Raw genomic sequence first — 24,698 nt, 5'->3', positions numbered from 1 at the left:
ACTTTCCTCCATAATCTAAAATTCAGCCAATTCACGCATTGCTTTTTCAATCTTCTCTGGGTTAATCATAAAGAATTGTTCCGTTGTTGGAGCAAAAGGCATTGCAGGGACATCAGGACCTGCTAATCGTTGAATTGGTGCATCAAGATCAAATAAACAATGTTCGGCAATCACAGCTGCTACCTCACTCATAATACTTCCTTCCTTGTTCGCTTCTGTTACAAGAAGTACCTTTCCTGTCCGATTTGCAGCCTTAATAACCGCTTTTTTATCAAGTGGATACACTGTACGGAGGTCTAAAATATGGGCAGAAATCCCCTCTTTCTCCAAGCGCTCCGCAACCTGCTGAGCATAATGAACACAAAGACCATACGTAATAACTGTGATATCATCTCCCTCTTTTTTCACTTCAGCTTTACCGATTGGTAAAGTGTAGTCGGTTTCAGGAACCTCACCTTTTAGGAGACGATAAGCACGCTTGTGCTCAAAAAATAAAACAGGATCATTATCACGGATAGCTGCCTTCAACAATCCTTTCGCATCATATGGTGTAGAAGGGATAACAATTTTTAATCCAGGTACGTTCGCAAACATCGCTTCCACCGATTGAGAATGATACAATCCACCACGCATACCTCCACCAAACGGCGCACGAATTGTAAGTGGACACTGCCAATCATTGTTCGAACGATAGCGAATTTTGGCAGCCTCGGAAATAATCTGATTCACTGCCGGCATAATAAAATCTGCAAATTGCATCTCAGCTACCGGACGCATTCCATAAATCGCAGCACCGATTCCAACACCAGCTATTGCAGATTCAGCAAGCGGTGTATCAATTACACGTTGCTCACCAAATTGCTCATATAATCCATTCGTCGCTCGATACACACCACCTCTAATTCCTACATCTTCACCTAAAATAAATACTTTTTCATCTCGCTCCATTTCTTCTTTAAGTGCTTGAGTTACCGCTTCTATATAAGATATAACTGCCATAGTATTTCATCCCTCTCTACTCTTCGTAAACATATTTTAGTGCACTTTCTGGATCTGCAAATGGAACATTTGCTGCGTACTCTGTTGCCTCGTTTATTTTTACCGTAATACGTTCTTCCATATCCTTTATTTTCTCATCCGTTAACAGACCGACTTCTTGTAAATAATTAGCAAATGAATGAATTGGGTCAAGCTTTTTCGCATTTTCCACTTCTTCACGAGATCGATAAGCAAGGTCATCATCATTACTAGAATGTGGTGTTAATCTATAACAAATCGTTTCAACTAAGGTAGGGCCTTCACCACGACGGCCACGGTCAGAAGCTTCTTTTACTGCTGCATACACAGCAAGCGGATCATTACCATCTACGGTTACTCCGGTCATTCCGTAAGCAATCGCTCGATCTGATACATTTTCACACACCAGTTGCTTATGTATTGGTACAGAGATCGCATATTTATTGTTTTCACACATAAATATGCAAGGTAATTTATGGACTGCTGCAAAGTTTAAGCCTTCATGAAAATCTCCTTGGTTTGAGGAACCTTCACCAAATGTTGTAAAAGTCACAAAATCTCTTCCTTCTAGTCTTCCCCCAAGAGCAATTCCAACTGCATGAGGAATTTGAGTCGTAACTGGAGAAGAACCTGTTACTATCCGATTTTTTTTCTGTCCAAAGTGATTAGGCATTTGACGTCCACCCGAACTTGGATCCTCTTCCTTTCCAAAACTAGCGAGCATTATATCGCGTGCAGTCATACCAAACGCCAAAACGACTCCCAAATCTCGATAATATGGTAAAATATAATCAATTTCTCGATTAAGAGCAAAAGCAGCACCAACTTGAGCTGCTTCTTGTCCTTGACATGAAACGACAAATGGAATTTTCCCTATACGAAATAACTGCCACAATCGCTCATCAATTTTTCTAGCAATTAGCATTACTTCAAACATATTTAACACAGCTCCATCTGATAAACCAAGAGTAAGGTGCCTTTTTTTCGTCATAAGTATTCCTCCTTTAATACCGAACGTTGGTATGTAAAATGATAAAAATAAACTACCTTTTAGGCAGGATATTTTTAGAAAATGATAAATCTAAGAAAATATTGCACTACGAAAATCATTAAGTACCAACATAATTTCGTCATCGATAACTGGTAAACCTATACTGTCAAGAAGTGTTTTGAAAAAATGGATCTTTTGTGTAAAGTGATCATTGGTAACAGAAAATACAGCGGGATTTAACCAAACATTTACTAAAAGCATAACAACCTCGGACAATTCTTTTGAATTGTCAACAGTGATAGAACCATCTGAAATTCCTTCTTCAATGATTGTCTGCAATAAAGGTGCATAAAAGGATACACATCGATCAATATGTCTTGATAAAAATTTTGGATTTTTCATTAAGGTTGGGGATGAACGAAGAAGTTGCTGCTGTTCTTCACTAGTTATCGATTCTACAAAAACTTTTTTCATTTTTTGTAATCCATTTAATAAATGCTCATTTTTTAATTTATTAAATAAATTATGTTCTTCGTACATCCTCATTATAACAGCGTCAATAATATCTTCTTTTGAACTAAAATGATGATAAATAGCACCTTTACTTAGGTAACCCAAATGATCAACAATATCTTGAATCGTTGTTTTTTCATACCCTTTTTCTAAAAAAAGTTTAAGTGAAATATCCAAAATACGACTTACAGTTTGTTCGGGATATTTATTTCTAGCCATTATAAGCCTCCCTTTTTTTAAATACATACGGTTGGTATGTATTAATCGTATCATTCTCTTTTCTTACTTGTCAATTTAATTTACTTATTTTTCCTCAATAATCCATATTCACCATTAAGTCATTTAACTCGATAAATTGTTTTTCTATAGGTGTTAACTGATGATTTATACGCGTAATGAAGTATAAGTCTATATATCGATAAGCAGAAGGAACGTCTAAATAACGATCGATATGATTGCGATTTACTAATCTTTTAGAAGCTAAAGAAATGCCCATCCCCATGGAAGCAAATTGTATAATCGTTTCTAGATCTCCAACTTCAATGATCTCACCATGATCAATATTTAATTTCGCAAAAATTTGACGCAGTATGGAGAGATATAAACAATTATCTGATAGTACAAGTAGATTTTTTCCACTTATATAATCTTCCAATCTTGTATTTTCACTTATTCCATCTCCTACTAATACGAGTTCTTCAACCCCTGTTTTTGTATATTTAATTTGTGGATTGTCCAGTGCTCCAATCGTATAAGCAATATCAATATTACCAAGAAGAATTTGTTCTTCTATCTCATCTGTTGATCCTGTTTTTAAAGTGACGGATAAATCAGGGTATGACTTTTTAAGTTTATTAAGAGCATTCAAAAATTGTGTTCCACCGATAGATACCATCGTGCCAATACGAAGTTTTTCATCCTGTTTTTTCATCTTATTTTCTGTTTCTTCCCAAAGAAACAATATTCTTTTTAATTGTTGATATAATTTTTCTCCTTCTCTTGTTAACTCTACTCCTTTTGTATGTCTAATAAATAATTCTTGATTATAATAAGCTTCTATCTTTTTAATTTTTGCGGTCATATTGGATTGAAGATGGTTAAGTTTCATCGCAGCAGCTGATATACTTTTACATTCTGCAACTGTAACAAAAGCCTTCATGTTTTCTATATCCATTTTCTTCTATCTCCCATCAAAAAAAGTGATGTCAGTATCATTTAATAACATTATTCATGATATTTATTCTTCATTATACTTGGTTTAAGTCGATAGGAGGGAACAAGATGGAACATAAAATCATCAATGTAGGAATTATTGGAGGTTCATTAAATAATCAGTGGGCTAGTCATACACATATTCCCGTACTTAAAGAACATCCATGTTATCGGATTATGGCGATAGGAACATCAAATATAACATCTGCGACAGAAAGTGCAGCAACACTTAGCGCTCCTTTAGCATGTACAGACCATCAGGTATTAGCAAAATCCAAAGAGGTTGATTTGGTTGTCGTTAGTGTAAAAGTACCTTTTCATTATGAAGCCTCAATCGCAGCCATCGAGCAAAAGAAGCATTTTTATTGTGAATGGCCACTTGCTATAAATACAAGACAAGCAAAAGAATTGGCAGCTTTAGCAGATCAAGCGAATATTCATCATGCTATTGGATTGCAGGCGCGGCAATCTCCTGAAGTGATTTATTTAAAACAAGCGATCAAACAGGGGGGAATTGGCAAGGTATTATCTTGTACGATGCAAGTAGCTACCCAAGGAAAAGGGGGGATAACGGATCAAAAAAGCGCCTATCTTTTAAAAAAAGAAAATGGAGCAAGTCTGCTTACCATTAATGGCGGACATTCACTTGACGTTCTCTGCTATATATTAAGTGACTTTAAAGAAGTAACTGCAACAATGAATAACAATTATCCAGAAGCAATCATAAAGGAAACAGGTAAAAAGATCACTAAAGATACAGCAGATCAAATATTAATAAATGGCACACTTGTTGACGGTACGTCTACATCCGTTCATATTCAAGCTGGTGTTTATCCTGCATTTAGTTTAGAAATTCGAGGAGAAAAAGGGGTTTTTCGTTTAGTACAAAATCATTCTTACGGACATGTGCAATTTGGTAATCTTAAAATTGAAAAAATCATGCACCCGAACTATTCTTCTTTAAGTACAGGAACGAATGATATTTATATTGAAGAAGTAAAGCAATCTTCAGAAGAAGATAAAACCCCAAAAGGATATATTGAAAAAGCGTATAATCAATTTGCCCAAGACATCTTAGAGAATAAACGTCAAATTCCAAATTTTCATGACGCTGTGAAATTGCATCAATTGTTAGATGCTATTCAAGAATCAGCAGAGACAGGTAAAAAAGTAGTTCTAAAAGAGTAGTAACTTTATTAAAATGGAAAATGGTCAAAAGGCTCCCTCATCTAAGTTATTTTGAGGTGGAGTCTTTTTATTCTAAAGCTTACCTTGAAAATTACTAACTAAAAGCAGCTATTATACTGTGTTCACTAATGGAAAAAATAAAAATCACTTGCAAATAGTAATGATTACGTTTTAAAATATAAAAGTGTGATTTAAATCGTAATTATTTCGATTTAATATAAAAAGTTTCAAGCTTAGTAATTGCCAAGTAAATATAACAATCTTAGAAAAGTATCAGAACATATAAAAGAAGGAGGATTATAATGAATAAAAAAATACCAGTAACTGTATTAAGTGGCTATTTAGGTTCGGGAAAAACAACCTTATTAAATCACATTCTAGGTAATAAGGAAGGAAAAAAAGTAGCTGTCATTGTCAACGATATGAGTGAAGTAAATGTTGATGCCGCTCTTATTAAACAAGGTGGATTTTCAAGAACGGAAGAGAAGTTGGTGGAAATGCAAAATGGCTGCATTTGCTGTACATTGCGGGATGATTTGATGAAAGAAGTGGAAAAGCTTGTTGCATTAGGCAATATTGATTACATCCTCATTGAATCCTCAGGGATAAGTGAGCCGATTCCAGTTGCGCAAACTTTTACATATATAGATGAAACGCTGAATATTGATTTATCCAGCATTTGCAGATTAGATACGATGGTAACTGTTGTTGATGCCAACCGTTTTTGGAAGGATTTTGCGTCAGGAGAAACGCTTCTTGACAGAAAGCAGGCTGCAGATGAAACAGATACTAGAGAAATAGTAGATCTGTTAATCGATCAAATCGAATTTGCCAATGTTATTTTACTAAATAAAGTCGATTTAGTTGGAGAAGAAGCTACAAAAGAATTAAAGGGATTGATACAAAAATTAAATCCAGATGCACAAATAATCGAAACAGATCATGCTCGTGTGTCTTTAGACCAAGTGATGGATACGAACCTTTTTGATTTTGAAAAAGCGAGTGAAGGAGCGGGATGGATAAAGGAATTAAATGAAGAACATACACCTGAAACAGAGGAGTATGGCATTTCTTCTTTTGTTTACCGCAATAATCGCCCATTTCATCCAGAACGGTTAATGAAGTGGTTAGAGAATTGGCCGGAGGATATTGTAAGAGCGAAAGGATTCTTTTGGCTTGCTTCTCGAAATGATATGGTTGGCTTATTATCGCAAGCTGGTCCCTCGATTATGATACAAGCTGCTGGAAATTGGATTGCAGCTTATCCGCAGCTAGAAATTGATCAAATTTTAGCAGAAGAGCCAGAACTAGCTGCAAAATGGGATCCAACATACGGTGATAGAATGACAGAATTAGTTTTGATCGGGATTGGAATGAATCAGGAAGAATTAATACAATCCTTAGATGCATGTATTTTAAAAGAAGAAGAAATGGAGTCTGATTGGACATTGTTGAACGATCCGATTCCACCTTTTACAGTGGCACAGTAAAAAATTAGGAGCGATAAAAATGAGAGTATCGATAACACTAGCATGTACAGAAACAGGAGATCGTAATTATATCACTACAAAAAATAAACGAACAAATCCAGATAGAATTGAATTAAAAAAATATTGTCCCCGTTTAAAACGTCACACCCTTCATCGTGAAACAAAATAAGCAGAAGTTTAAATTGAAATGAAGGGGAAATGTTGCAATGAAATTTTTTCGATTAAGAACAGTTTTAATTGCTTTAGTGGCAGTTGTTTTTATGGCCGGGTGTGGGAAAACTAGTGAAACTACAAATGGAAAAACAGCGGATTCTGAAAAAATAAAAGTTATAACCACTTTTTATCCGATGTATGAATTTACAAAAAATGTTGCAGGAGACCAAGCGGATGTTGAATTATTAATTCCATCAAGCACTGAACCACATGAATGGGAGCCTTCTCCAAAAGATGTGGCCAATATTCAAAATGCAGATCTATTTATTTACAATAGTGAATATATGGAAACATGGGTTCCTCAGGTGAAAGATAGCTTAAGCGGCAAGAAAGTGAATTTTGTAGAAGCAAGTAAAGGAATTACATTGGCAGAAGGGATAGAAGAGGAAGAAGAACATCATGAGGATGGAACGGAAGAAGAGGAGCATCATGAAGGAGAGCATGAACATCATCACGAAATGGATCCCCATGTTTGGCTCAGCCCTGCTTTAGCACAAAAAGAGGTGCAAACGATTACTGATGCATTAATAAGTGCTGATCCAGACAATAAAACTTCCTATGAAAAAAATAGTAAGGCGTACATTGCAAAGTTAACTCAATTAGATAATGATTACCGCACAGAATTAAAAGGTGTTAAGAAGAAAGAATTAATCACTCAGCATGCTGCATTTGGATATTTAGCAAAAGAGTATGGTTTAACTCAAGTACCAATAGCTGGATTATCACCGGAGCAAGAGCCAAATGCACAAAAACTTGCAGAGCTAAAAGATTTTGCGAAGGAGCATGATGTTAAGGTTATTTACTTTGAAGAAATTGCTTCGCCAAAATTAGCGAAAACCCTTGCCGATGAAATTGGTGCAAAAACAGAAGTTCTTAGTACACTAGAAGGTTTAAGCGAAAAAGATCAAGCGAAAGGGCTTGATTATATACAAGTAATGGAAGCTAATTTAGAGAAATTAGTTCAGTCCCAATCAGAATAAGAAAGAGCCAAATAATATTAACAAAGCAATGCACAAAAGATTTCACTTACGAAATCTCTTGTGCATTTTTTGTTTTAAGATAAGAAAGCATAATATTTTTGAAGTTAGATGGGTGTCTAGTTACAGCGCCTAGCCCCTGTGAAAAATAACCCCATGCCTCTAAAAGTAAAAAGCACTTTTTGAGTCATGTGAACATTTTTCTTCGGGGCTGAGCAAGGCGCTTGCATTTTTCTTATAATAAGCCTTTAGCTGCCAAGAGTGTAGTTTAATGTAAAATGAGCAGCTATTAATTACTGACACTTTGACTAATGTAAGTAAACGAAATATACATTATAATAAATCAGATAATTATTTTATGTTATCACGAGGCTCATATTTTCGTGAATAGCAAAACGGAACTAGCAAAAAAAATCATTGAAGCTGCTCCAAGCAATATGACAAAGGTATTGTATGTGAAAAAATCGCAAACTACTTTGATGAAAATGTTCTTATGACAGGATTAACTTACAACGGACATACTGTCTCTACACAAATTGGGAATGCAACTCTTGATGTATATAAAGAAGAGAAAATCATTGAAAATGCTGAAGAGATTGGACAAATCCTTGCAAAACGACTTGATCAACTTTGCAAGTATGATTCAGTAGGTGAAGTACGTCATATTGGACTCTTTGCTGCAGTGGAACTTGTAAAAGACAAGACGACTGGAGAACTGGTTATTTCTTACGGAATGGATTATGGCAAAGCTAAAGTCGGACTAATGAAGAATTTTGTTGGCTTGTTAGGAGAACACGGATTCTATACGTATTCACATGAATCCAGCGTCATTATTGCTCCTCCATTGATTATTTCGGAACAAGAAATAAATGAAGCAATGGATATTTTTGAGAAAGAGTACTTATTTACAGACAAAGCGTTAATTTCGAATTAAGATAAGATAAATTACAGCCTCATTTCTACATATCTAGAAAAATATATTTTTTTCAAAGAAGAGATGGGGCTGAATGAATAAAATATAGAAAGAGAGGGAGTAAAAGAATGGAAAATTTCTTTTATAAGCAGCCTGTACCTATTGACTTTGGAGTTGGGAAAATAAAAAAAATATCAGAGATTCTAAAACAAATGAATGTTGAAAGAGGAATACTAATTAGTGCTCCTTCTATGGTGCGAAGCGGAATTGCACAAGAGATTATGGATAGTTCAGAAGGGAAAATTGTTGCTGTTTTTTCTGATATCCAACCAAATCCAACCGTTAAAAATACGGATGACTGTGCAGAGGCCATTCGTGAAAAACAATGTGATTTTGCCATTGCACTTGGGGGCGGAAGCGTTATGGACTGTGCAAAGGTGGCATGCTTTGTAGCAAAAACGCCATATGGAACCGCAGATTACTTTTCAAAGAAACGACCAGTTGACGAGCCTGGCATTCCATTTATCGCAATTCCAACAACCTCAGGAACGGCAAGCGAAGTTACAACTGTTTCTGTATTGACAGATACAGAAAATGATGTAAAAGCACCGATTGCCAGCGATTACTTCTATCCAGTATATGCACTTATAGATCCTGAATTAACGGTTACTTGTCCTCCTTCTGTTACTGCAATAAGTGGAATTGATGTTTTGGCACATTCATTAGAAGCATACTATGGTAAAAAGCATTAGCCCTTTACAGATATGGCAGCAGAAAGAGCTGCATCCCTTGTCTTTCAGTACTTATTAAAAGCCTATCATGAACCAGAAAATATGGAGGCTAGAGCAAAAATGAGTGAGGCATCTGTTACAGCTGGCATGGCTTTTAATTTAACACAAACAGCCGCTGCACATGATTGTTCTTATCCACTAACTCAAGATTTTGGAGTACCACATGGTGAGGCATGTGCTATGACATTGCCTTCCTTCTGGAGAATTAACAGCAATGGACCAGAAGCTGAACGACTTAACGCTTTCAGCCAACGACTTGGTTTTAAAAATGCGGAAGAATTGGCAGATAAAATAGATGAAATGAAAAAAGAAATGGGCTTAAAAATGACATTGGAAGACGCTGGGGTCCTTACAGAAGAACAATTAAACAGTCTTGTGGAAAACAGCTTTGCACCTAATATGCAAAACAACCCTGTCACGATGACAAAGGAATCTTTAAAAGAAGTGTATTTGCAGTTAAGAAGTGTAAGTACAATATAAATAGCAGTCCTATTTATTAAAATAAATAAGAGACGGGGCTGTCCAATTAGTCGATTTTTCGGCTATTGGCTGCCACTTTTTATGTTCAAGAATACTGATATATCAACATTCTTGATTTTCAATTTTCAATGGATTTTCCCCTTTGGGACAGCCCCGTCTCTTTTATTAATGTAGGTAAACATTACTTAGTAATAATTTTATATAATTTTTGTCGGTATTTGAAAAAACTTATAAATAAACAAGTTCAAATTATTTCTTTTTTGCATTCTGCAAATAAACACGTCACTACACGAAAAAACAAAATCAGTCTTTGTCAAAAGAAAGCCTTGCATAAGCATCATGTAGATGAATCGATTCTTCGTTTCGGCATTCGATGTCAAAAGATTTTACCCAATCTAATTCATATAAGTCGGCAGCAATAAGACGAATGAAGTCTTCAACAAAACGAGGGTTTTCATAGGCTTGCTCTGTTACCTTCTTTTCATCAGGTCTTTTAAGGACAGGGTGAAGCATAGAACTTGCATTTGATTCTGCCACGTTAAGCAATTCTTTTTTTATATCCGATGGCCATGGAGTAGAAGGATGTAATTCTACCTTAATTTTTACGATGCCTCTTTGGTTATGGGCACTATATTCGCTAATTTCCTTTGAGCAAGGACATAAAGTAGTGACAGCAGCTTCAAGTCCAATAAATGATTTCCAGCCTTTTTCTTGATCATAGCTAGTTTCCAAAGAAACGGAAGAATGCATAAATCCCTTTTTACTTGTCACAGGAGCTTTTCTTTCATAATACCAAGGAAAGGAAACGGAAAGAGAAGATTTATGTTGGCTCATTCTTTCCGCGATTTCCTTCGTAAATGCTTGAAGGAAATCCATGTCAAGGATCCAGCCGTGTTCATAGTATTCTTGCAATAATTCTGTAAGTCTGCTCATGTTAATTCCCTTGCGATCACGAACAAGATTAGTAGTAATAGTAAAGGTTCCTATTGTTGTTTGCAGATTAGGTTCCATAGAAGAAGTAATGTTGATAGGATGAGAAACATTAGATATCCCAACATGATCAATTTCGAAAAAATAGTCTTTTGGCGTGTTCTGCAGATCTGTCATATTTTCTTTTTCTTCTGGTTTTGTTCTATTTTTTATTGGATCCACCGAACCGAAATGGCGGTGGCGTTCCAACTTATTAGGTAACTGAATAGTCGTTTTCATCATTATTGCTCCTTTGTAAATCGTAATCATTACAGTTTATTATAAGGGCGATAGGATAAAAATCAATGTTTAAGTAACTTAAATGTTGCAAATAATTATATATTTAATTATAATTAAAAATTGATAATATTAATTAATGGGTTCTGTTAAAGTAGTTAATATTTTTTGATGAATAAATCGTAATAATTACGATTTAAGAAAGGTATTAGTAATTTTAACAGAATTGTTATAGTCTGAAAAAATCTAAGGAGGAAAAAACATGAGAGTTACCATTACATTAGCATGTACAGAAACAGGAGATAGAAATTACATTACAACGAAAAATAAAAGAAACAACCCAGATCGTATTGAACTGATGAAGTATTGCCCGCGTTTGAAAAAACGTACTTTGCACCGTGAGACGAAATAAGATTAGGGAAAGGTTTCTTTTAGTATGAATTATAAATCGTAATCATTTCGCTTTGGTTAAATAACAGAATTTATAAGTTCAAGTTAGATGAGTGTCTAGCTCCGACGTACAGGATGTACTAGTGCCGGCGTCGCCACAGAACGTGGCGCATTTAGCCGGCCAGCACCTAGCCCCTGGAAAGATAACCTCTTGTCTCTAAAAGTAAAAAGCACTTTTTGAGCCAAGAGAACATTTTTCTTCGGGACTGGTCAAGGCGCTTCCGCTTTTCTTAATATTAAAGGAGGTAAAGGATAGTGGCAAAAAAATCAAAAGTAGTAAAAGAAAAGAAACGTCAAGAAATGGTAGAGAAATATGCGGCACTTCGAATGGAGCTTAAAGAAAAAGGGGACTACGAAGCACTTAGAAAACTACCAAGAGATTCGTCGCCGACGCGCCTAAAGAACAGATGTGAAGTGACGGGTAGACCAAGAGGATTTTTAAGAAAGTTCAAAATGTCTCGGATTGCCTTTAGAGAATATGCTCATAAGGGGCAAATTCCAGGAGTAAAAAAGTCGAGCTGGTAAAACGTATTCTAGGGTCAGCTGCTAAATGAAGGAATTTGGCGGCTGAAGTTTATGTCAGAAAATCTGGAGGTTTGGAGCATGAATTCAATAAATCCAATTTTAATTGAATTTTTACTTCGAAGTGCTGTTAAGAACTTGCCGGCTAAAAAGAGAGAAATTTATCAATATATTGAAAGTAGAGAAAATGAATTAGAGGAAGTCGCGTTAAATGAGACGCATTTTATTCAGCTCATGAATGAAAAATCGCCTTTTAAAGAAGCAGCAGTCCATTTTTCAGTTGATATTTTAGCCATTATAGATGCGATGAATGAGGCACAAGCTGAAATTGATCGAGTGATAAAGGAAAGGTGCAATCGAATGAAATGGATTGATTGTACGGAATTGCAGAGAAGTAAGCATAAATTAAAGGATAATAAATTGTCATTTATATTTGTTTCGTAGCCAGATTATCAATCGGTATGGATAGTTTGGATGTAGTATTTTTATGCTTTTAGATTCTTTTAATAGAAAAGGGTGGATCAAATGAAAAAGATTCCAGTGACAGTTTTAAGCGGTTATTTAGGAGCTGGTAAAACAACTTTAATGAATTATATTTTACATAATCGTGAAGGTCTTAAGGTTGCCGTTATTGTGAATGATATGAGCGAAGTAAATATTGACAGCGAATTAGTTCAAAAGCAAGGCGGTTTTTCTCGAACAGAAGAAAAGCTGGTCGAAATGTCGAATGGCTGCATTTGCTGTACTTTACGGGAAGATTTGCTGGTAGAAGTGGAAAGGCTGGCAAAACTGGGGGATATTGATTACATCTTAATTGAATCATCCGGCATTAGTGAGCCAGTTCCTGTAGCTCAAACATTCTCTTATATTGATGAAGAACTGGGGATTGACTTAACAAAATTTTGCAAATTGGATACGATGGTGACAGTAGTCGATGCGAACCGTTTTTGGCATGATTTTGAGTCAGGCGATTCTTTGCTGGATCGCAAGGAAGCAGTTGGAGAAGACGATATTCGCAATATTGCTGATTTATTAATTGATCAAATTGAATTTTGCGATGTGTTAGTTTTAAATAAATGCGATTTAGTCGCAGCGGAGGATCTAACAAAGCTGGAAAAAGTGATAAGAACCTTGCAGCCTTCAGCAAAGATCATTCGTACAGTTAATAGTGTTGTTGATCCTAAAGAAATATTAAATACAAACTTATTTGATTTTGATAAAGCAAGTGAATCAGCAGGCTGGCTGAAAGAGCTGAATATTGGACCGGCTGACCATACGCCAGAAACGGAGGAATACGGCATCTCTTCGTTTGTTTATTATAATAAAAGACCTTTTCATTCAGAGCGCTTCAATAATTGGTGCAACTCTATGCCTTTGCAAATTGTTCGAGCGAAAGGGATTGTCTGGTGTGCAAGCCGCAACAATTTAGCATTGCTGTTATCTCAGGCGGGGCCTTCTGTTAACATTGAGCCGATTTCTTATTGGGTTGCTTCACTTCCAGAAGCTCAACAAAAAGAACTAATCCGAAATAATCCTCAACTTCAAGAAACTTGGGATGAAGAATACGGGGACCGCCATACAAAACTTGTGTTTATTGGAATCGACTTGGATGTGGATTTTATTAAAAAGGAATTAGATGATTGTTTGCTTACAGCTGATGAGTTTAATGAGGAATGGAGCAAATTAAAAGATCCTTTTGATTGGCAGATATCTGCCCAATAAGAAGTGAAATGTATTTTTGAGAGGGAGCATCGGAAGTATACAAATCGAAATAATTCCTAATATTGAAGTGGATAGATGTTGCTTTGCAATAAAGCTTGATAAAAAATATCGTTTGAACACACATTTTTACGGTAGTTAAAAAGAATCCATTTTGAAAAAAACTTGATCAAAATGGATTCTTACCTAGAAGTTTTAAGTTTCTATTCTAAAAAAGTTTGCTCATTTCCTACCTGTATAACTCCATAATAGTGCCCGTTTGCTGAATATATAATATCTTGGAGACCTAGCTCATTGAGAATAGAGTATATTATGTTATAATTGTTATAACAGTTATAACAAAGGGGCGTGAAATTTGTGGAGCAAATTGAAAGAAAAGTTACAAAGATAGGAAATAGTATTGGAATCACACTACCTCCTGAGTTATTAAAGCAAGTAGGGTTAGCTCAAGGAGATGACGTACAAGTCGAAGTACAAGATGGAAAGATCATTTTACAAAAGAAAGAAAAACTACATCTTCCAGACGGAGTAGATGCTGAATTTATGGAGCTTCTTAACGATGTAATAAAAGAGCATGACAAAGCATTTAAAGGGTTAGTTGATAGATGATGGACAAAATCGTTTATTTAACGACCAATCAAGTAATCGCGATCAATACGGTGCAAATTCGTCTATTCTCACCAAAAGAACAAATAGGTGTAAAAGATCCAGGCCTACTTGACTCTGCGATTAACCGACCAAAGCAATCAGTATTTGGTCGGGATGCTTATCCATCTATATATGAAAAAGCAGCAGCATTATTTGAATCAATCGCTAAAAATCATGCTTTCCACAATGCGAACAAAAGAACATCTCTTGCCGCACTCATTGTGTTTTTGAAAATAAATCATTACAGATGGACAATGGGAATAGATGAGGAACAAGACTTTACAGTCGATGTTGTAAATCATAAATATACATTTGAAAAAATTGTCTCAACGATTAAAGAACATACAGAAAAGCTATAAGATCAAAAAAGAACCATTTCTTCTTATAAAAATTAGCTCAGTTGCTCAGAATTATTATGAGCAATTAAGCCATTATTCATTTATTGCGCCCGTTTCTTGAATAATCTAAAGTGGTTTAACAATCTTTTTTATAAAATATAAGGGTTGTATTTTCGTTCAATTTCTTATTAACACCTGTTCTGATGTAGCCCATTTTTTCATACAGATAAAAATTACGTTCTTCTTCTAAAATTGTAGCTAATTCCCAACTAGTAGATATGTTTAAAGAATTCACGGAATTTCTTATTTGCTGCATCTTCTTGTAGATGATAGAGTGTAGTTTTTATTCCTTCTTTTAGTGTGCGACAGTTCTCCAGCGAAGTTTATCGCGAATTCGACATAAAAAAGCCTGTGGACAAAGTCTATAAAATAGATTTTGTCTACAGGCAGGTGCTTCCGCTTTTCTAATTATGTTCCTGTTCTAATTTATCACTAGTTTTTTCAATTTCCGTTTTCACTTTTTCTGATAATTCTTTGCCTAAAATTGCTTCATACCGTGTTAGTAAATTTTTAGATGCTTGACGAACGATTGGTTCTAATTCTTTTCCTTTTTCGGTTGGAAATATTTCTACTGTTTTCCCTTTCCCTTTTCTTTCCACTAATTGTTTTCCTTCTAATTTGTCAATAAAACGAGTAGTAGTAGAAGCAGTAATAGATAACTTTTCCGCTAATTCCTTTTGAGAAATACCTGGATTTCCGTTAACGAGTCGAATAATATATCCATACATTGGGGTTAATCCGGTCGAAGCAAATTCTTCTTCCGCCATTTTTGTGATAGCTCGGCTTAATCGGTTAGCAGTAAAAAATAGGCAATTGTGAAGAAAGTGTTCATCCATTATACATGCGCCTCCATGGGAGTTTTTATGAAAAGGGGCCGGAGCTTCGCCAACTTTATTGGAAAAAAACGAGTGATGGTGCTCTGTAGTTGGTTTTTATCCTTATTAAGATTGGAGTGGCTTCGCTCACGCCGCCTTTATTAGGTTAGAATCTGCCCTCATTTCCTGTTAGATGGTAAATACGAGGGGCGATTTTCCATAAAAGTTTTGTTTGTACAACAAAAAATGTAAAGTAATTTCTTCGTTTTGTCAATTAATACAAGAAAAGAGTTACACATTCAATGATTGCTGTTCTCGTACTTTTGAAATTTTTAAAGCCATTAATGCTGCTATTAAACAAACGAGTCCAGCAGCAACAAATGGTACGGTATAACTGCCAAGTACTTCTCTTAATAATCCAGCGCTGTATGCAGCAGTTGAAGCACCAATTTGATGGGCGACAACAATCCAGCCAAAGATCATGCCTGCTTTTTCTTTACCGAACTCTTGTGATGCAAGTTTAACGGTTGGAGGAACAGTCGCAATCCAATCAAGACCGTAAAAGACGGAGAAAATAATCAGCATCATGTGATTGCTATTAAGAGCAAATGGTAAAAACAGCAGAGAGATTCCACGTAATCCGTAATACCAGAATAACAGTTTGCGACTATCGTACCTGTCTGACAGCCAACCGGAAAATGTTGTTCCAATCAAGTCGAAAATGCCCATAAAAGCAAGCAGCCCTGCAGCGGTTACTTGTGCTATCCCGTGATCATGGCCTGCAGCAATAAGATGGGTGCCAATCAAGCCGTTTGTCGAGAAGCCACAGAAAAAGAATGTAGCTGATAAAATCCAAAAAGTAGTGTTTTTAACTGCAAAACGCAAGGCGTTTATTGGTGCAAGAAAAGAGTTTCCTTTTAATACAGTTGGTTTTGCCAGTTCATTAGCTCCATAAGCTGGGACACCTATATCATACGGATGGTTGCGCATCCAGATGGCAACAAGCAAAAGGACTAATAAAATAACTGCTACTGCTGTAAAAACAGAATACTTCCATCCGGCAACCTCAATAATTTTTGCAAGCAATGGCAGAAATAATAATTGTCCGGTAGCAGCACTTGCTGTCAATAATCCTATGACAAAGCCTTGCCGTTTAACAAACCAGTTATTGCTAATCGTTACGCCAAGTACATTTGCCATCATTCCTGTCGCAAGACCTGAAACAAATCCCCATAATAGTTGAAATTGCCATAAAGATGTCATCAACGGTGTAAGAGAAAGACTGATTGCTAAAATGGCTAAAGAAATCACGATCACTCTTCTTATCCCAAATCGTTGCAATAATGATGCTGAAAATGGTCCTACCAACCCGTATAAAAAGATTCCAAATGATATAACGCTGGAAATTCCGCCGCGGCTCCATCCGAACTCTTCTTCAAAAGGAAGAATAAGAATACTTGGCATCGAACGAATACCTGCCGATATTAATAAGGTAATAAACGTAATAGCCACAACAACCCATCCGTAATAAAACTTCGTTGATTTTATGCTTGTATCCATTTGGTTGGCACTCCAATTTCTTAGATAAATTTTGGTTGTGTATAAAAAATATAAGAAGTAAATATTTCTATTTTGTATGTACAACTAAATATATTTTAAGATGCAAAGAATGTCAAGATTTAAATAGTGATTGTGTGACTCGAAATTTGTTGGATTTTTTATTGGAACTTTCGACTTTCGTAAAATATTTGTTTTCAATCTAGCTTACTTCCTTTATAATCCATAATGTCTAAAAAAATAATTTTCTCGTATAATAACAGGAATAGTGCCTGTAAGTTTCTAACGGATAACCGTAAATTATCTGGCTACGAGTAAGCGAGCATATGGCATTTACTAACTTAGTTTTAGATCAAGAAGAACAGTTGCTTACTTTTGTAGGAAAGGATTGTTCTCTTTTTTATGGCTGTTTTCTCAAAGTTTGTTGTTTTTTACGTAAAAAAATGGGAGAGGAAATACTCAGCAGACTGAATACACGTGACTCCTGTGGGAATGCGAGAAAGACGAGACCCCAAAGGAGCGTATGCGACGAGGAGGCTCGACGCTCGCCCACGGAAAGCGAAGTGTATTCAGGCTGCGCGTTTAAAAGCAACAATCTATACGAAAACAGCCTTTTTTATTTATGGAAAAGGGGACAGAGCTGCGAAGGGAAACAGATTATTTTTTATTATTTTTAAAGGAGTGGGTGAAAACACGATGGAATTATTGAAGCAAAAAATTGAAAAAGAAGGCATTGTGCTGAGTGATAATGTACTAAAGGTGGATTCTTTTATCAATCATCAAATGGATCCACATTTAATGAAAGAAATCGGAATAGAATTTGCAAAAAGATTCAAAGAAGAGTCTATTACAAAGATTTTAACGATTGAATCATCTGGAATTGCTCCTGCAATTATGGCAGGTCTTGAATTAAATGTTCCAGTTATTTTTGCAAGAAAAAGAAAGTCATTAACTTTAACAAGCGATTTGCTTACTTCTACTGTTTACAGCTTTACAAAGCAAGAGTCCAATAAAATTACGGTATCAAAGCAATATATTACAGAAGGAGATTCTGTTCTTATTATTGATGACTTCCTGGCTAATGGACAGGCAGCAATCGGATTGGCAGACATTATCGAGCAAGCAAAAGCAAAAGTCAGCGGCATTGGTATTTTGATTGAAAAGTCGTTCCAGCCGGGTGCAGAGGAACTAATGGCAAAAGGCTATCGATTGGAATCATTAGCGCGAATTGCTTCCTTGCAAGATGGAAAAGTACAGTTTGCAGAAGAACGTACAGCAGAGAATTTATCTACTGGAGGCAATTAACATGAACAGTAATTCGCTAAAAATATGGTCTATGAACCAACTTAAGACGACTCTTATTCAGTTTTTTGAATAAGAATCGTCTTTTTTTTTACAGTATAAGAAAATACAAACGAAACGGATCCGGGGATAACTTAACGGTTGGATTCGTATCCAGCATAGAGCGCCTAGCCCTGTACTTTTGTTCTAATAGAAAATGGTTAGATACGAACATCTTCTAAAATATATATTTGAATATTCGGAATATATCGTTTTTTTTGGTTAACTTAACTAACGTTTTTTCATTTTTTTAGTAATAGTCAACAATGAATGTTACTATATTTTACGTTATCATGTTAACAGAGATAACATCTAGAATATTCATTGCTGAAAAAATTTGGAAAAGGGGAGAATGGTAATGAAAAACGAAGGTGTATTAAAAGCAAAGAAACCATTTTACAAAGGTATGTTGTTTCAAATTATGGTAGCGATTGTAGCTGGGGTTTTAATTGGCTATTTATGGCCTGCTTTTGGGACTGCCGTAAAACCGATTGGAGATGGCTTTATTAAGCTGATCAAAATGATCATCGCACCGCTTATTTTTGGTGTTGTTGTTGTTGGGATTGCAAATGTAGGCAATATAAAAACGGTTGGGAAAATTGGCGGGAAAACGATTTTATACTTTGAGATTGTTACTACTTTTGCTTTAATTATTGGAATGGTAGTCGCGAACTTAATGAATCCTGGTGCAGGATTAAACATTGATCCTTCCACATTAAGCACAAGTGATGTAGAAGCAAAAACAGGTGGTTCACAATTGCCGAGCGAAGGTGATTTTTTCCTTAATATGATCCCTGATAGTGCAGTTGGCGCGTTTGCGAATAATTCCATGCTTCAAGTTTTGTTAATCTCTTGTTTATTTGGAATTGCAGTAGTACATATTGGTGGCCGAACTTCTGAATTGCTCATTGATGTGTTGGAAAATGTCAATAATGTTCTTTTCAAAATAATGGGCTATATTATGCAGCTGACGGTTCTTGCTACTTTCAGTGCGATGGCTTTTGCAGTAAGTCAGTATGGATTGAACACGTTAGCATCTTTTGGAAAACTTTTTGTAGCAATGACGGTAGCATGTTTAGCATTTGTTGTCGTATTGGCCATTATTTTCCGAGTATTCATAGGTTTAAGTTTGTGGAAATTAATTAAATATATTAGTGAAGAGATTATGCTTTCTTTTGCAACTGGTTCCACAGAAGCTGTTATGCCGCAGTTGATGAAAAAATTTGAACAAGCAGGCTGCAACAAAGCGGTTGTTGGACTAGTGGTTCCAACTGGATATTCTTTTAACCTTGACGGTGCGTCGATTTATTTATCAATCGCTCTTGTGTTTTTAGCGCAGGCAACTGGAGTTGACTTAACTTACGGAGATCAGTTATTAATACTTGGTGTGTTGTTGTTAACTTCTAAAGGAATGGCTGGTATCCCAGGATCTGCTTTTGTTGCGTTATCTGCAACAGCTGCAGCAACAGGCAGCATTCCAATTGCTGCGGTGGCATTAATGTTAGCACCAGACCGTTTTATGGGGAATTATCGTACAACAGTAAATATAATTGGATATGCGGTAGCAGCATTTTTTATCGCAAAATGGGAAAAACTGCTTGATAAAGAACGTGCACAAGGCGTATTGGATGGAACAATCAAAATCGAACTTGATGAAAATTCAAGCAATTATCAACCATCTGCAAAAGCACAATAAATGGACTATTGAAAAAATCCTAATTAACGGGCGGCAAGCGTTAATTAGGATTTTTTTGTATAGAAACTAACATAAGATCTCTCTCCAAACCCCTAATGATTCAGTAAAATCTTATTTATTAAGGCAGTTTTCTCAAAGTTTGTTGAATACATTTGATACATTTGGAAAAGCGTTTCTTAGCAGGCTGTCGTTTAAAAGTAATAATCTATACGAAAACAGCCTTTATTAAAAAACTTTTCAAAATGTATCGTTAGAATCTTTTGTAAATTTTTAGGTTTTTACAAAATAAATGATTGTTCAAATAAAAAGAGCGTGTTAAAATATAAAAATCAGAAAATTTAGACTTTTTATAAGGAGGCGAAAAGTTTCAACATTAAGCTGCAAATGAAAGTCTCATCATTTATTACTTTGGTCAAAATCTGCCATTAAACAAGGGGGATATAAGATGAATACTAATTTAGTTGACGAAACGAATGTTTTGAAAGTAAAGGATCCATCTTTATACAATGAAGACCTTGCACCCGTTCCAAAGGAGAAAAGAAATTGGACTTGGCTGAATTACACAACAGTATGGATGGGAATGGTTCATAATATTGTAGCTTATGAGACAGCAGGAAGTTTGCTTGGCCTAGGAATGAATGTTTGGCAAGCATTAGGAACGGTGATTTTTGCCAATATTATTTTGATTATTGCGATGTGGTTGAATAGTTCATCGGGAGCAAAATTTGGTGTGCCTTTCCCTGTATTAGTTCGTGCCTCTTTTGGTTATAATGGCGCACAATTCCCTATCATTATCCGAGGATTTGTTGCAATTTTTTGGTTTGCCGTACAAGCGTATGCAGGAAGCAAGGCGGTTGGAGCTGTCTTAGGTGTTTTAATACCTGGGTGGAACAGTTTATCGGATATTCATATTATTGGAATGGGTTTAAATGACGCTATCGCAGTAGCATTATTTTGGATATTGCATGCAGTTATCATCTCTCATGGGATGGAACGTGTGAAATTCTTTGAACTATGGGCAGGTCCTCTTGTAATTATACTGGGGTTGGGACTTGTCATTTGGGCAATTGTCGTTTCAAAGGGGGTTGGGCCTTTATTTTCTGAACCTTCTACACTATCAGGAGGAGAATTTTGGAATGTATTTTGGATTTCCGTTACAGGACTTGTTGGAACCTGGGCCACCTTAATTTTGAATATTCCTGATTTTACCCGTTTTTCTCGTAGTCAAAAGGATCAGGTTATTGGTCAAGGCATAGGGTTGCCAGGAACAGCTATTATTTTTTCGATTATGAGTATTATTACTACCTCAGGCACGATTATTGCTTTTGGCAGACCTATTTGGAATCCGGTCGAACTTCTGCAAGCATTTGGAAATCCAATTGTCCTTATTTTAGGCGCATTTGCATTGCTGATTGCGACATTGTCGGTGAATGTTGCAGCAAACGTTGTATCTCCAGCATATGATTTAGTCAATTTATTTCCTAAGAAACTAACTTTTGTTAGAGCTGGCATTATCTCTATCGTATTAGCCGTGTTTTTTATGCCATGGCTTTGGTTCAACAATGCAGGTACGATCTTTAACGTTCTTGGTGCAATTGGAGGGGCGCTTGGTCCGGTAGCAGGGATTATGATTGCAGATTATTATATTGTGAAACGCAAGAAGTACGATTTGGCAAGCTTTTATAAAAAGGATGGAGATTATGCTTATAAAAAAGGCTATAATCCAAAAGCGTTCATCGCATTAGTGATTGGATTAATCGCATCCTTTATAGGGTTGATGGTTCCAGCGCTTAAAGATCTCTACACCTATTCGTGGTTTTTAGGAATTGGCTTCGGCTTCATTTCTTATATTGTTTTGATGCAGCCGTCGAGCAAGGAAAAAAGAGTAGACATTGAAAATGCTTCCTCTCCTACTAATTAAGGTTTTGTTGAAAGGGAATAATCTTAGACGGAGTGTTTCATGTTCATGAATAAATCATATGTTTGAGAGATTAAAAGTTATTCAGTAGCATTCCTTAACTTATAGGTTGATATGAAAGGGTTTTACGACTCTTTCATATCAACCTTTTTTATCGTCAGGAAATTATAAACGAAATGGGATTGTGGATAACTCGGTGGTTGTGTCCGCATCTAGCTCCAGCGCCTAGCTCTTGTGAAAAATAACCCCATGCCTCTAAAAGTAAAAAGCACTTTTTGAGTCATGTGAACATTTTTCTTCAGAGCTGTTCAAGGCGCTTGCGCTTTTGTTCAAAGATAAGAAAGTATAAAATTTCGAACCTAGTTTAGTGTCTAGCTCCAGCGCCCTATCGACTTCAACGCTTCCCTCACCTCGTCTACGATAAGTTAACATCGAATCGCTCACGCTCTTCGTGTTTCCTTTATCTCACTCGATTCAGTCCAGCTTTTTCCGTCGATGAGCAAGGGCGCTTGCGCTTTTCTTAGTATGGTGTTTGTCAAAAACTTAGATATTTTACTTTATGTTCACTTCTCCCAATCGAGTAAAATCGGTCATCAATTGAATGCTATTACAAAAAAAGAAATATTAGAAAATTTAGCGTATTGCTTTATTTATTTTCTAATCTATTGTATTATGTAAACTACACGGCAAATAAAACTGAATTATCCGAATTTTCCCACTGGAACTGACCCTTCAAATTATCCACTTAAACTATGTTTGCAAAGTAAATTATTCTCAATCTCTCGACAAAAATTTAAAGGAGGTATGTGTTATCACCAATATAATAACACTAAACGATTCAATTGCTTTTGGAGGAAACTACCCTTTTGTATTAATAGCGGGCCCATGTGTCATTGAAGATGAGGCATTAATTATGGAAACGGCTGGGCAATTAAAAGAAATTACTTCTAGGCTAGGAATTCCTTTCATTTTTAAAGCTTCTTATGACAAAGCAAATCGATCCTCTATCCATTCATTTAGAGGACCAGGACTTGACGAAGGGTTGGAAATATTGGCAAAGGTAAAAGAAAAATTTGAAGTGTCAGTTACGTCAGATATTCATGAACCGAATCAGGCTGCAAAAGCAGCAGAAGTACTGGATATTCTGCAAATTCCAGCATTTTTATGCAGACAAACGGATTTATTAGTTGCAGCAGCAGCAACAGGGAAAATTGTGAATGTAAAAAAGGGACAGTTTTTAGCACCGTGGGATATGAAAAATGTCGTGACGAAGCTGAAGGAATCGGGAAATGAGCAAATTTTATTAACAGAGCGTGGTTCCACTTTTGGGTACAATAATTTAGTTGTGGACATGAGATCGCTTATCTCAATGAATGAGTTAGGTACACCGATTGTCTTTGATGCGACACATAGTGTGCAAATACCTGGAGGAAATGGCACAACAACAGGCGGGAAGCGTGAATTCGTTCCATATTTGTCTCGTGCAGCTGCTGCTGTTGGTATTTCAGCGATATTTATGGAAGTGCATCCAAATCCAGATGAAGCGTTGTCAGATGGACCGAATATGGTAAAGCTAGAGAAGCTAGAAGAAGTATTAAAGCCAATTCAAGAGATTGACCGGTTAATAAAAAATCTGTAACAATAGGAGTGAATCGAATGCAAGATGCCAATTTGACTAGACTCGATTATACAGATACATTTGCCACGGTTTTAGAAAAAGAAGCGCAAGCCATTTTAGATTTACGTCATGTTCTTGATTCTTCCATAGAAGAAGCGATTGAGTTAATATTATCGTGTAAAGGAAAAGTAGTAGTTACTGGTATTGGAAAATCAGGTATTATTGCAAGGAAAATTAAATCCACTTTATCTAGTACAGGTACACCTTCTTGTTTTTTGCATCCATCTGAAGGACTCCATGGGGATCTTGGAATGATAACGGCTGATGATGTTGTTCTTGCTATTTCTAATAGTGGAGAAAGTGAAGAAGTATTAAGTTTGCTTCCGTCCATTCAAACAATTGGCGCAAAATTAATTGCGATTTCCAAAAACAACTTTTCTACATTAGCCATAAAAGCCGATATTGTATTATGTCTTGGGGAATTTGAGGAAGCATGTCCTTTAGGATTAGCGCCGACAACAAGTACTACTGTAACGTTAGCATTAGGTGATGCTCTGGCCATTGCACTCTTAGAAGCGAGAAAGTTTCGCCCAGAAGATTTTGCTTTATTCCATCCAAGTGGATCATTAGGAAGAAAACTTCTGTTAAAAGTGGATGATGTTGTAGCGGATACACGGAAAAATCCAAGTGTGCGGCAAGGAGACAAAGTGAAGGATGCCTTATTTGTAATGACGGATCAAGGATTAGGAGCTGCCAGCATTGTTGATGAGGCAGATCACTTAGTCGGTGTCTTATCGGATGGAGATATCCGACGTGCCTTCTCACTTTCGATGGATGCTTTAAATGAAACGGTGGAAAGTCTTGCCCCAGATGTTCCTATCGCAGTAGAGGAAGGAACATTAGCGGTAGAGGCGTTGCAGTTAATGGAAAGTAAAAAAATAACCGTACTGCCGATTGTCAATGAAAATAATTCACCAGTAGGCATGCTGCATTTGCATGATTTAATGAATTTAGGATTGTAGAGG

The 24,698-nt window shown here is 36.1% G+C and carries 25 protein-coding genes, 1 pseudogene and 1 riboswitch; of the genes and pseudogenes, 18 read left to right on the top strand and 8 right to left on the bottom strand.

All coding sequences use genetic code 11. The annotated features are described in order from the left end of the window. Nucleotides 1-15 precede the first annotated feature (15 nt). The 4 genes from ACTXGU_RS13070 to ACTXGU_RS13055 all read right to left on the bottom strand — a co-directional run bounded on the left by ACTXGU_RS13070 (nt 16) and on the right by ACTXGU_RS13055 (nt 3,695). On the bottom strand, nt 16-999 hold the full coding sequence (locus tag ACTXGU_RS13070) for an alpha-ketoacid dehydrogenase subunit beta (protein WP_443481959.1): 984 nt from the start codon (nt 997-999) through the stop codon (nt 16-18). A 16-nt stretch (nt 1,000-1,015) separates the two neighbouring features. Further along, nucleotides 1,016-2,008, bottom strand: a complete 993-nt coding sequence (locus tag ACTXGU_RS13065; protein ID WP_443481958.1) for a thiamine pyrophosphate-dependent dehydrogenase E1 component subunit alpha — start codon at nt 2,006-2,008, stop codon at nt 1,016-1,018. A gap of 90 nt (nt 2,009-2,098) precedes the next feature. Continuing rightward, entirely contained in the window at nt 2,099-2,740 is a 642-nt protein-coding gene (locus ACTXGU_RS13060) for a TetR/AcrR family transcriptional regulator (protein ID WP_443481957.1), read from the bottom strand. Nucleotides 2,741-2,834: 94 nt separating this feature from the next. Then, a complete protein-coding gene (locus tag ACTXGU_RS13055) occupies nt 2,835-3,695 on the bottom strand; it encodes a LysR family transcriptional regulator (RefSeq protein WP_443481956.1) in 861 nt (286 codons plus the stop codon). Between the two features lie 107 nt (nt 3,696-3,802). On the opposite strand from ACTXGU_RS13055, the gene ACTXGU_RS13050 reads away from it, so the two are divergent. The 7 genes from ACTXGU_RS13050 (at nt 3,803) to ACTXGU_RS13020 (ending at nt 9,785) form a co-directional block, all read left to right on the top strand. Then, nucleotides 3,803-4,921 (top strand): Gfo/Idh/MocA family protein, encoded by a 1,119-nt coding sequence (locus ACTXGU_RS13050; protein WP_443481955.1) that lies wholly within the window; start codon nt 3,803-3,805, stop codon nt 4,919-4,921. Between the two features lie 302 nt (nt 4,922-5,223). After that, nucleotides 5,224-6,411 (top strand): GTP-binding protein, encoded by a 1,188-nt coding sequence (locus ACTXGU_RS13045; protein WP_443481954.1) that lies wholly within the window; start codon nt 5,224-5,226, stop codon nt 6,409-6,411. 19 nt (nt 6,412-6,430) lie between these two features. After that, nucleotides 6,431-6,580 carry a 50S ribosomal protein L33 gene (gene rpmG, locus ACTXGU_RS13040; protein ID WP_443481953.1) on the top strand — a complete coding sequence of 50 codons (150 nt, stop codon included), beginning with the start codon at nt 6,431-6,433 and terminating at the stop codon, nt 6,578-6,580. 37 nt (nt 6,581-6,617) lie between these two features. Beyond that, nucleotides 6,618-7,604 (top strand): metal ABC transporter substrate-binding protein, encoded by a 987-nt coding sequence (locus ACTXGU_RS13035; protein WP_443481952.1) that lies wholly within the window; start codon nt 6,618-6,620, stop codon nt 7,602-7,604. Nucleotides 7,605-8,049: 445 nt separating this feature from the next. After that, nucleotides 8,050-8,535, top strand: a complete 486-nt coding sequence (locus ACTXGU_RS13030) for an aminotransferase class III-fold pyridoxal phosphate-dependent enzyme (protein WP_443482014.1) — start codon at nt 8,050-8,052, stop codon at nt 8,533-8,535. A 107-nt stretch (nt 8,536-8,642) separates the two neighbouring features. Further along, the gene (locus ACTXGU_RS13025; RefSeq protein ID WP_443481951.1) at nt 8,643-9,266 is read left to right on the top strand and encodes an iron-containing alcohol dehydrogenase; all 624 of its coding nucleotides are present in this window, start codon (nt 8,643-8,645) and stop codon (nt 9,264-9,266) included. Between the two features lie 12 nt (nt 9,267-9,278). Continuing rightward, entirely contained in the window at nt 9,279-9,785 is a 507-nt protein-coding gene (locus tag ACTXGU_RS13020) for a hypothetical protein (RefSeq protein ID WP_443481950.1), read from the top strand. Nucleotides 9,786-10,088: 303 nt separating this feature from the next. On the opposite strand, the gene folE2 is transcribed toward ACTXGU_RS13020, so the two are convergent. Then, nucleotides 10,089-10,994, bottom strand: a complete 906-nt coding sequence (folE2, locus tag ACTXGU_RS13015) for a GTP cyclohydrolase FolE2 (RefSeq protein ID WP_443482013.1) — start codon at nt 10,992-10,994, stop codon at nt 10,089-10,091. Nucleotides 10,995-11,253: 259 nt separating this feature from the next. On the opposite strand from folE2, the gene rpmG (ACTXGU_RS13010) reads away from it, so the two are divergent. The 6 genes from rpmG (ACTXGU_RS13010) to ACTXGU_RS12985 all read left to right on the top strand — a co-directional run bounded on the left by rpmG (ACTXGU_RS13010) (nt 11,254) and on the right by ACTXGU_RS12985 (nt 14,689). Continuing rightward, nucleotides 11,254-11,403 (top strand): 50S ribosomal protein L33, encoded by a 150-nt coding sequence (gene rpmG / locus ACTXGU_RS13010; RefSeq protein ID WP_101178087.1) that lies wholly within the window; start codon nt 11,254-11,256, stop codon nt 11,401-11,403. Between the two features lie 293 nt (nt 11,404-11,696). Beyond that, the gene (gene rpsN / locus ACTXGU_RS13005) at nt 11,697-11,966 is read left to right on the top strand and encodes a 30S ribosomal protein S14 (protein WP_443481949.1); all 270 of its coding nucleotides are present in this window, start codon (nt 11,697-11,699) and stop codon (nt 11,964-11,966) included. A gap of 78 nt (nt 11,967-12,044) precedes the next feature. Next, entirely contained in the window at nt 12,045-12,407 is a 363-nt protein-coding gene (locus ACTXGU_RS13000; protein WP_443481948.1) for a hypothetical protein, read from the top strand. An 81-nt stretch (nt 12,408-12,488) separates the two neighbouring features. Then, the gene (locus tag ACTXGU_RS12995; RefSeq protein WP_443481947.1) at nt 12,489-13,685 is read left to right on the top strand and encodes a GTP-binding protein; all 1,197 of its coding nucleotides are present in this window, start codon (nt 12,489-12,491) and stop codon (nt 13,683-13,685) included. Between the two features lie 354 nt (nt 13,686-14,039). Beyond that, entirely contained in the window at nt 14,040-14,291 is a 252-nt protein-coding gene (locus ACTXGU_RS12990; RefSeq protein WP_443481946.1) for an AbrB/MazE/SpoVT family DNA-binding domain-containing protein, read from the top strand. Further along, complete coding sequence (locus ACTXGU_RS12985) at nt 14,288-14,689, top strand: type II toxin-antitoxin system death-on-curing family toxin (RefSeq protein WP_443481945.1); 402 nt, start codon at nt 14,288-14,290, stop codon at nt 14,687-14,689. Before ACTXGU_RS12990 ends, ACTXGU_RS12985 begins: the two co-directional genes overlap by 4 nt. A gap of 115 nt (nt 14,690-14,804) precedes the next feature. Here ACTXGU_RS12985 and ACTXGU_RS12980 read toward each other — a convergent pair. The 3 genes and pseudogenes from ACTXGU_RS12980 to ACTXGU_RS12970 form a co-directional block, all read right to left on the bottom strand. Beyond that, nucleotides 14,805-14,942, bottom strand: a pseudogene (locus tag ACTXGU_RS12980) (GNAT family N-acetyltransferase); the annotation flags it as partial. Nucleotides 14,943-15,132: 190 nt separating this feature from the next. Then, complete coding sequence (locus ACTXGU_RS12975) at nt 15,133-15,564, bottom strand: MarR family winged helix-turn-helix transcriptional regulator (RefSeq protein ID WP_443481944.1); 432 nt, start codon at nt 15,562-15,564, stop codon at nt 15,133-15,135. A gap of 270 nt (nt 15,565-15,834) precedes the next feature. Beyond that, nucleotides 15,835-17,103: an MFS transporter gene (locus ACTXGU_RS12970; RefSeq protein ID WP_443481943.1), complete on the bottom strand. Its 1,269-nt coding sequence runs from the start codon at nt 17,101-17,103 to the stop codon at nt 15,835-15,837. 226 nt (nt 17,104-17,329) lie between these two features. Further along, nucleotides 17,330-17,431, top strand: a riboswitch (purine riboswitch). Nucleotides 17,432-17,796: 365 nt separating this feature from the next. On the opposite strand from ACTXGU_RS12970, the gene ACTXGU_RS12965 reads away from it, so the two are divergent. The 5 genes from ACTXGU_RS12965 (at nt 17,797) to ACTXGU_RS12945 (ending at nt 24,695) form a co-directional block, all read left to right on the top strand. Continuing rightward, nucleotides 17,797-18,405: a xanthine phosphoribosyltransferase gene (locus ACTXGU_RS12965; protein WP_443481942.1), complete on the top strand. Its 609-nt coding sequence runs from the start codon at nt 17,797-17,799 to the stop codon at nt 18,403-18,405. Nucleotides 18,406-18,799: 394 nt separating this feature from the next. Beyond that, nucleotides 18,800-20,137: a cation:dicarboxylate symporter family transporter gene (locus tag ACTXGU_RS12960; RefSeq protein WP_443481941.1), complete on the top strand. Its 1,338-nt coding sequence runs from the start codon at nt 18,800-18,802 to the stop codon at nt 20,135-20,137. A gap of 445 nt (nt 20,138-20,582) precedes the next feature. Continuing rightward, nucleotides 20,583-22,058: an NCS1 family nucleobase:cation symporter-1 gene (locus tag ACTXGU_RS12955; RefSeq protein WP_443481940.1), complete on the top strand. Its 1,476-nt coding sequence runs from the start codon at nt 20,583-20,585 to the stop codon at nt 22,056-22,058. A gap of 808 nt (nt 22,059-22,866) precedes the next feature. After that, the gene (gene kdsA / locus ACTXGU_RS12950) at nt 22,867-23,694 is read left to right on the top strand and encodes a 3-deoxy-8-phosphooctulonate synthase (protein ID WP_443482012.1); all 828 of its coding nucleotides are present in this window, start codon (nt 22,867-22,869) and stop codon (nt 23,692-23,694) included. Between the two features lie 17 nt (nt 23,695-23,711). Further along, nucleotides 23,712-24,695: a KpsF/GutQ family sugar-phosphate isomerase gene (locus ACTXGU_RS12945; protein ID WP_443481939.1), complete on the top strand. Its 984-nt coding sequence runs from the start codon at nt 23,712-23,714 to the stop codon at nt 24,693-24,695. The last annotated feature ends 3 nt before the right edge of the window (nt 24,696-24,698 follow it).

The sequence above is a fragment of the Niallia sp. 01092 genome (genome assembly GCF_052318935.1).
In the GTDB taxonomy this organism is placed as follows: Bacteria; Bacillota; Bacilli; order Bacillales; family Cytobacillaceae; genus Niallia.
The sequence above is the reverse complement of the archived record's forward strand: the minus strand, read 5'-3'. Positions and strand labels throughout refer to the sequence as shown.

Coding starts and splice junctions, on each gene's coding strand:
- ACTXGU_RS13070 (WP_443481959.1), bottom strand. CDS start 999: ATGGCAGTTATATCTTATATAGAAGCGGTAACTCAAGCACTTAAAGAA.
- ACTXGU_RS13060 (WP_443481957.1), bottom strand. CDS start 2,740: ATGGCTAGAAATAAATATCCCGAACAAACTGTAAGTCGTATTTTGGAT.
- ACTXGU_RS12945 (WP_443481939.1), top strand. CDS start 23,712: ATGCAAGATGCCAATTTGACTAGACTCGATTATACAGATACATTTGCC.
- ACTXGU_RS12955 (WP_443481940.1), top strand. CDS start 20,583: ATGAATACTAATTTAGTTGACGAAACGAATGTTTTGAAAGTAAAGGAT.
- ACTXGU_RS13000 (WP_443481948.1), top strand. CDS start 12,045: ATGAATTCAATAAATCCAATTTTAATTGAATTTTTACTTCGAAGTGCT.
- ACTXGU_RS12975 (WP_443481944.1), bottom strand. CDS start 15,564: ATGGATGAACACTTTCTTCACAATTGCCTATTTTTTACTGCTAACCGA.
- ACTXGU_RS13035 (WP_443481952.1), top strand. CDS start 6,618: ATGAAATTTTTTCGATTAAGAACAGTTTTAATTGCTTTAGTGGCAGTT.
- ACTXGU_RS13055 (WP_443481956.1), bottom strand. CDS start 3,695: ATGGATATAGAAAACATGAAGGCTTTTGTTACAGTTGCAGAATGTAAA.
- ACTXGU_RS13020 (WP_443481950.1), top strand. CDS start 9,279: ATGGCAGCAGAAAGAGCTGCATCCCTTGTCTTTCAGTACTTATTAAAA.
- folE2 (WP_443482013.1), bottom strand. CDS start 10,994: ATGAAAACGACTATTCAGTTACCTAATAAGTTGGAACGCCACCGCCAT.
- ACTXGU_RS13050 (WP_443481955.1), top strand. CDS start 3,803: ATGGAACATAAAATCATCAATGTAGGAATTATTGGAGGTTCATTAAAT.
- ACTXGU_RS13045 (WP_443481954.1), top strand. CDS start 5,224: ATGAATAAAAAAATACCAGTAACTGTATTAAGTGGCTATTTAGGTTCG.
- ACTXGU_RS12995 (WP_443481947.1), top strand. CDS start 12,489: ATGAAAAAGATTCCAGTGACAGTTTTAAGCGGTTATTTAGGAGCTGGT.
- ACTXGU_RS13065 (WP_443481958.1), bottom strand. CDS start 2,008: ATGACGAAAAAAAGGCACCTTACTCTTGGTTTATCAGATGGAGCTGTG.
- ACTXGU_RS12970 (WP_443481943.1), bottom strand. CDS start 17,103: ATGGATACAAGCATAAAATCAACGAAGTTTTATTACGGATGGGTTGTT.
- ACTXGU_RS12965 (WP_443481942.1), top strand. CDS start 17,797: ATGGAATTATTGAAGCAAAAAATTGAAAAAGAAGGCATTGTGCTGAGT.
- rpmG (WP_101178087.1), top strand. CDS start 11,254: ATGAGAGTTACCATTACATTAGCATGTACAGAAACAGGAGATAGAAAT.
- rpmG (WP_443481953.1), top strand. CDS start 6,431: ATGAGAGTATCGATAACACTAGCATGTACAGAAACAGGAGATCGTAAT.
- ACTXGU_RS12985 (WP_443481945.1), top strand. CDS start 14,288: ATGATGGACAAAATCGTTTATTTAACGACCAATCAAGTAATCGCGATC.
- ACTXGU_RS13025 (WP_443481951.1), top strand. CDS start 8,643: ATGGAAAATTTCTTTTATAAGCAGCCTGTACCTATTGACTTTGGAGTT.
- ACTXGU_RS12960 (WP_443481941.1), top strand. CDS start 18,800: ATGAAAAACGAAGGTGTATTAAAAGCAAAGAAACCATTTTACAAAGGT.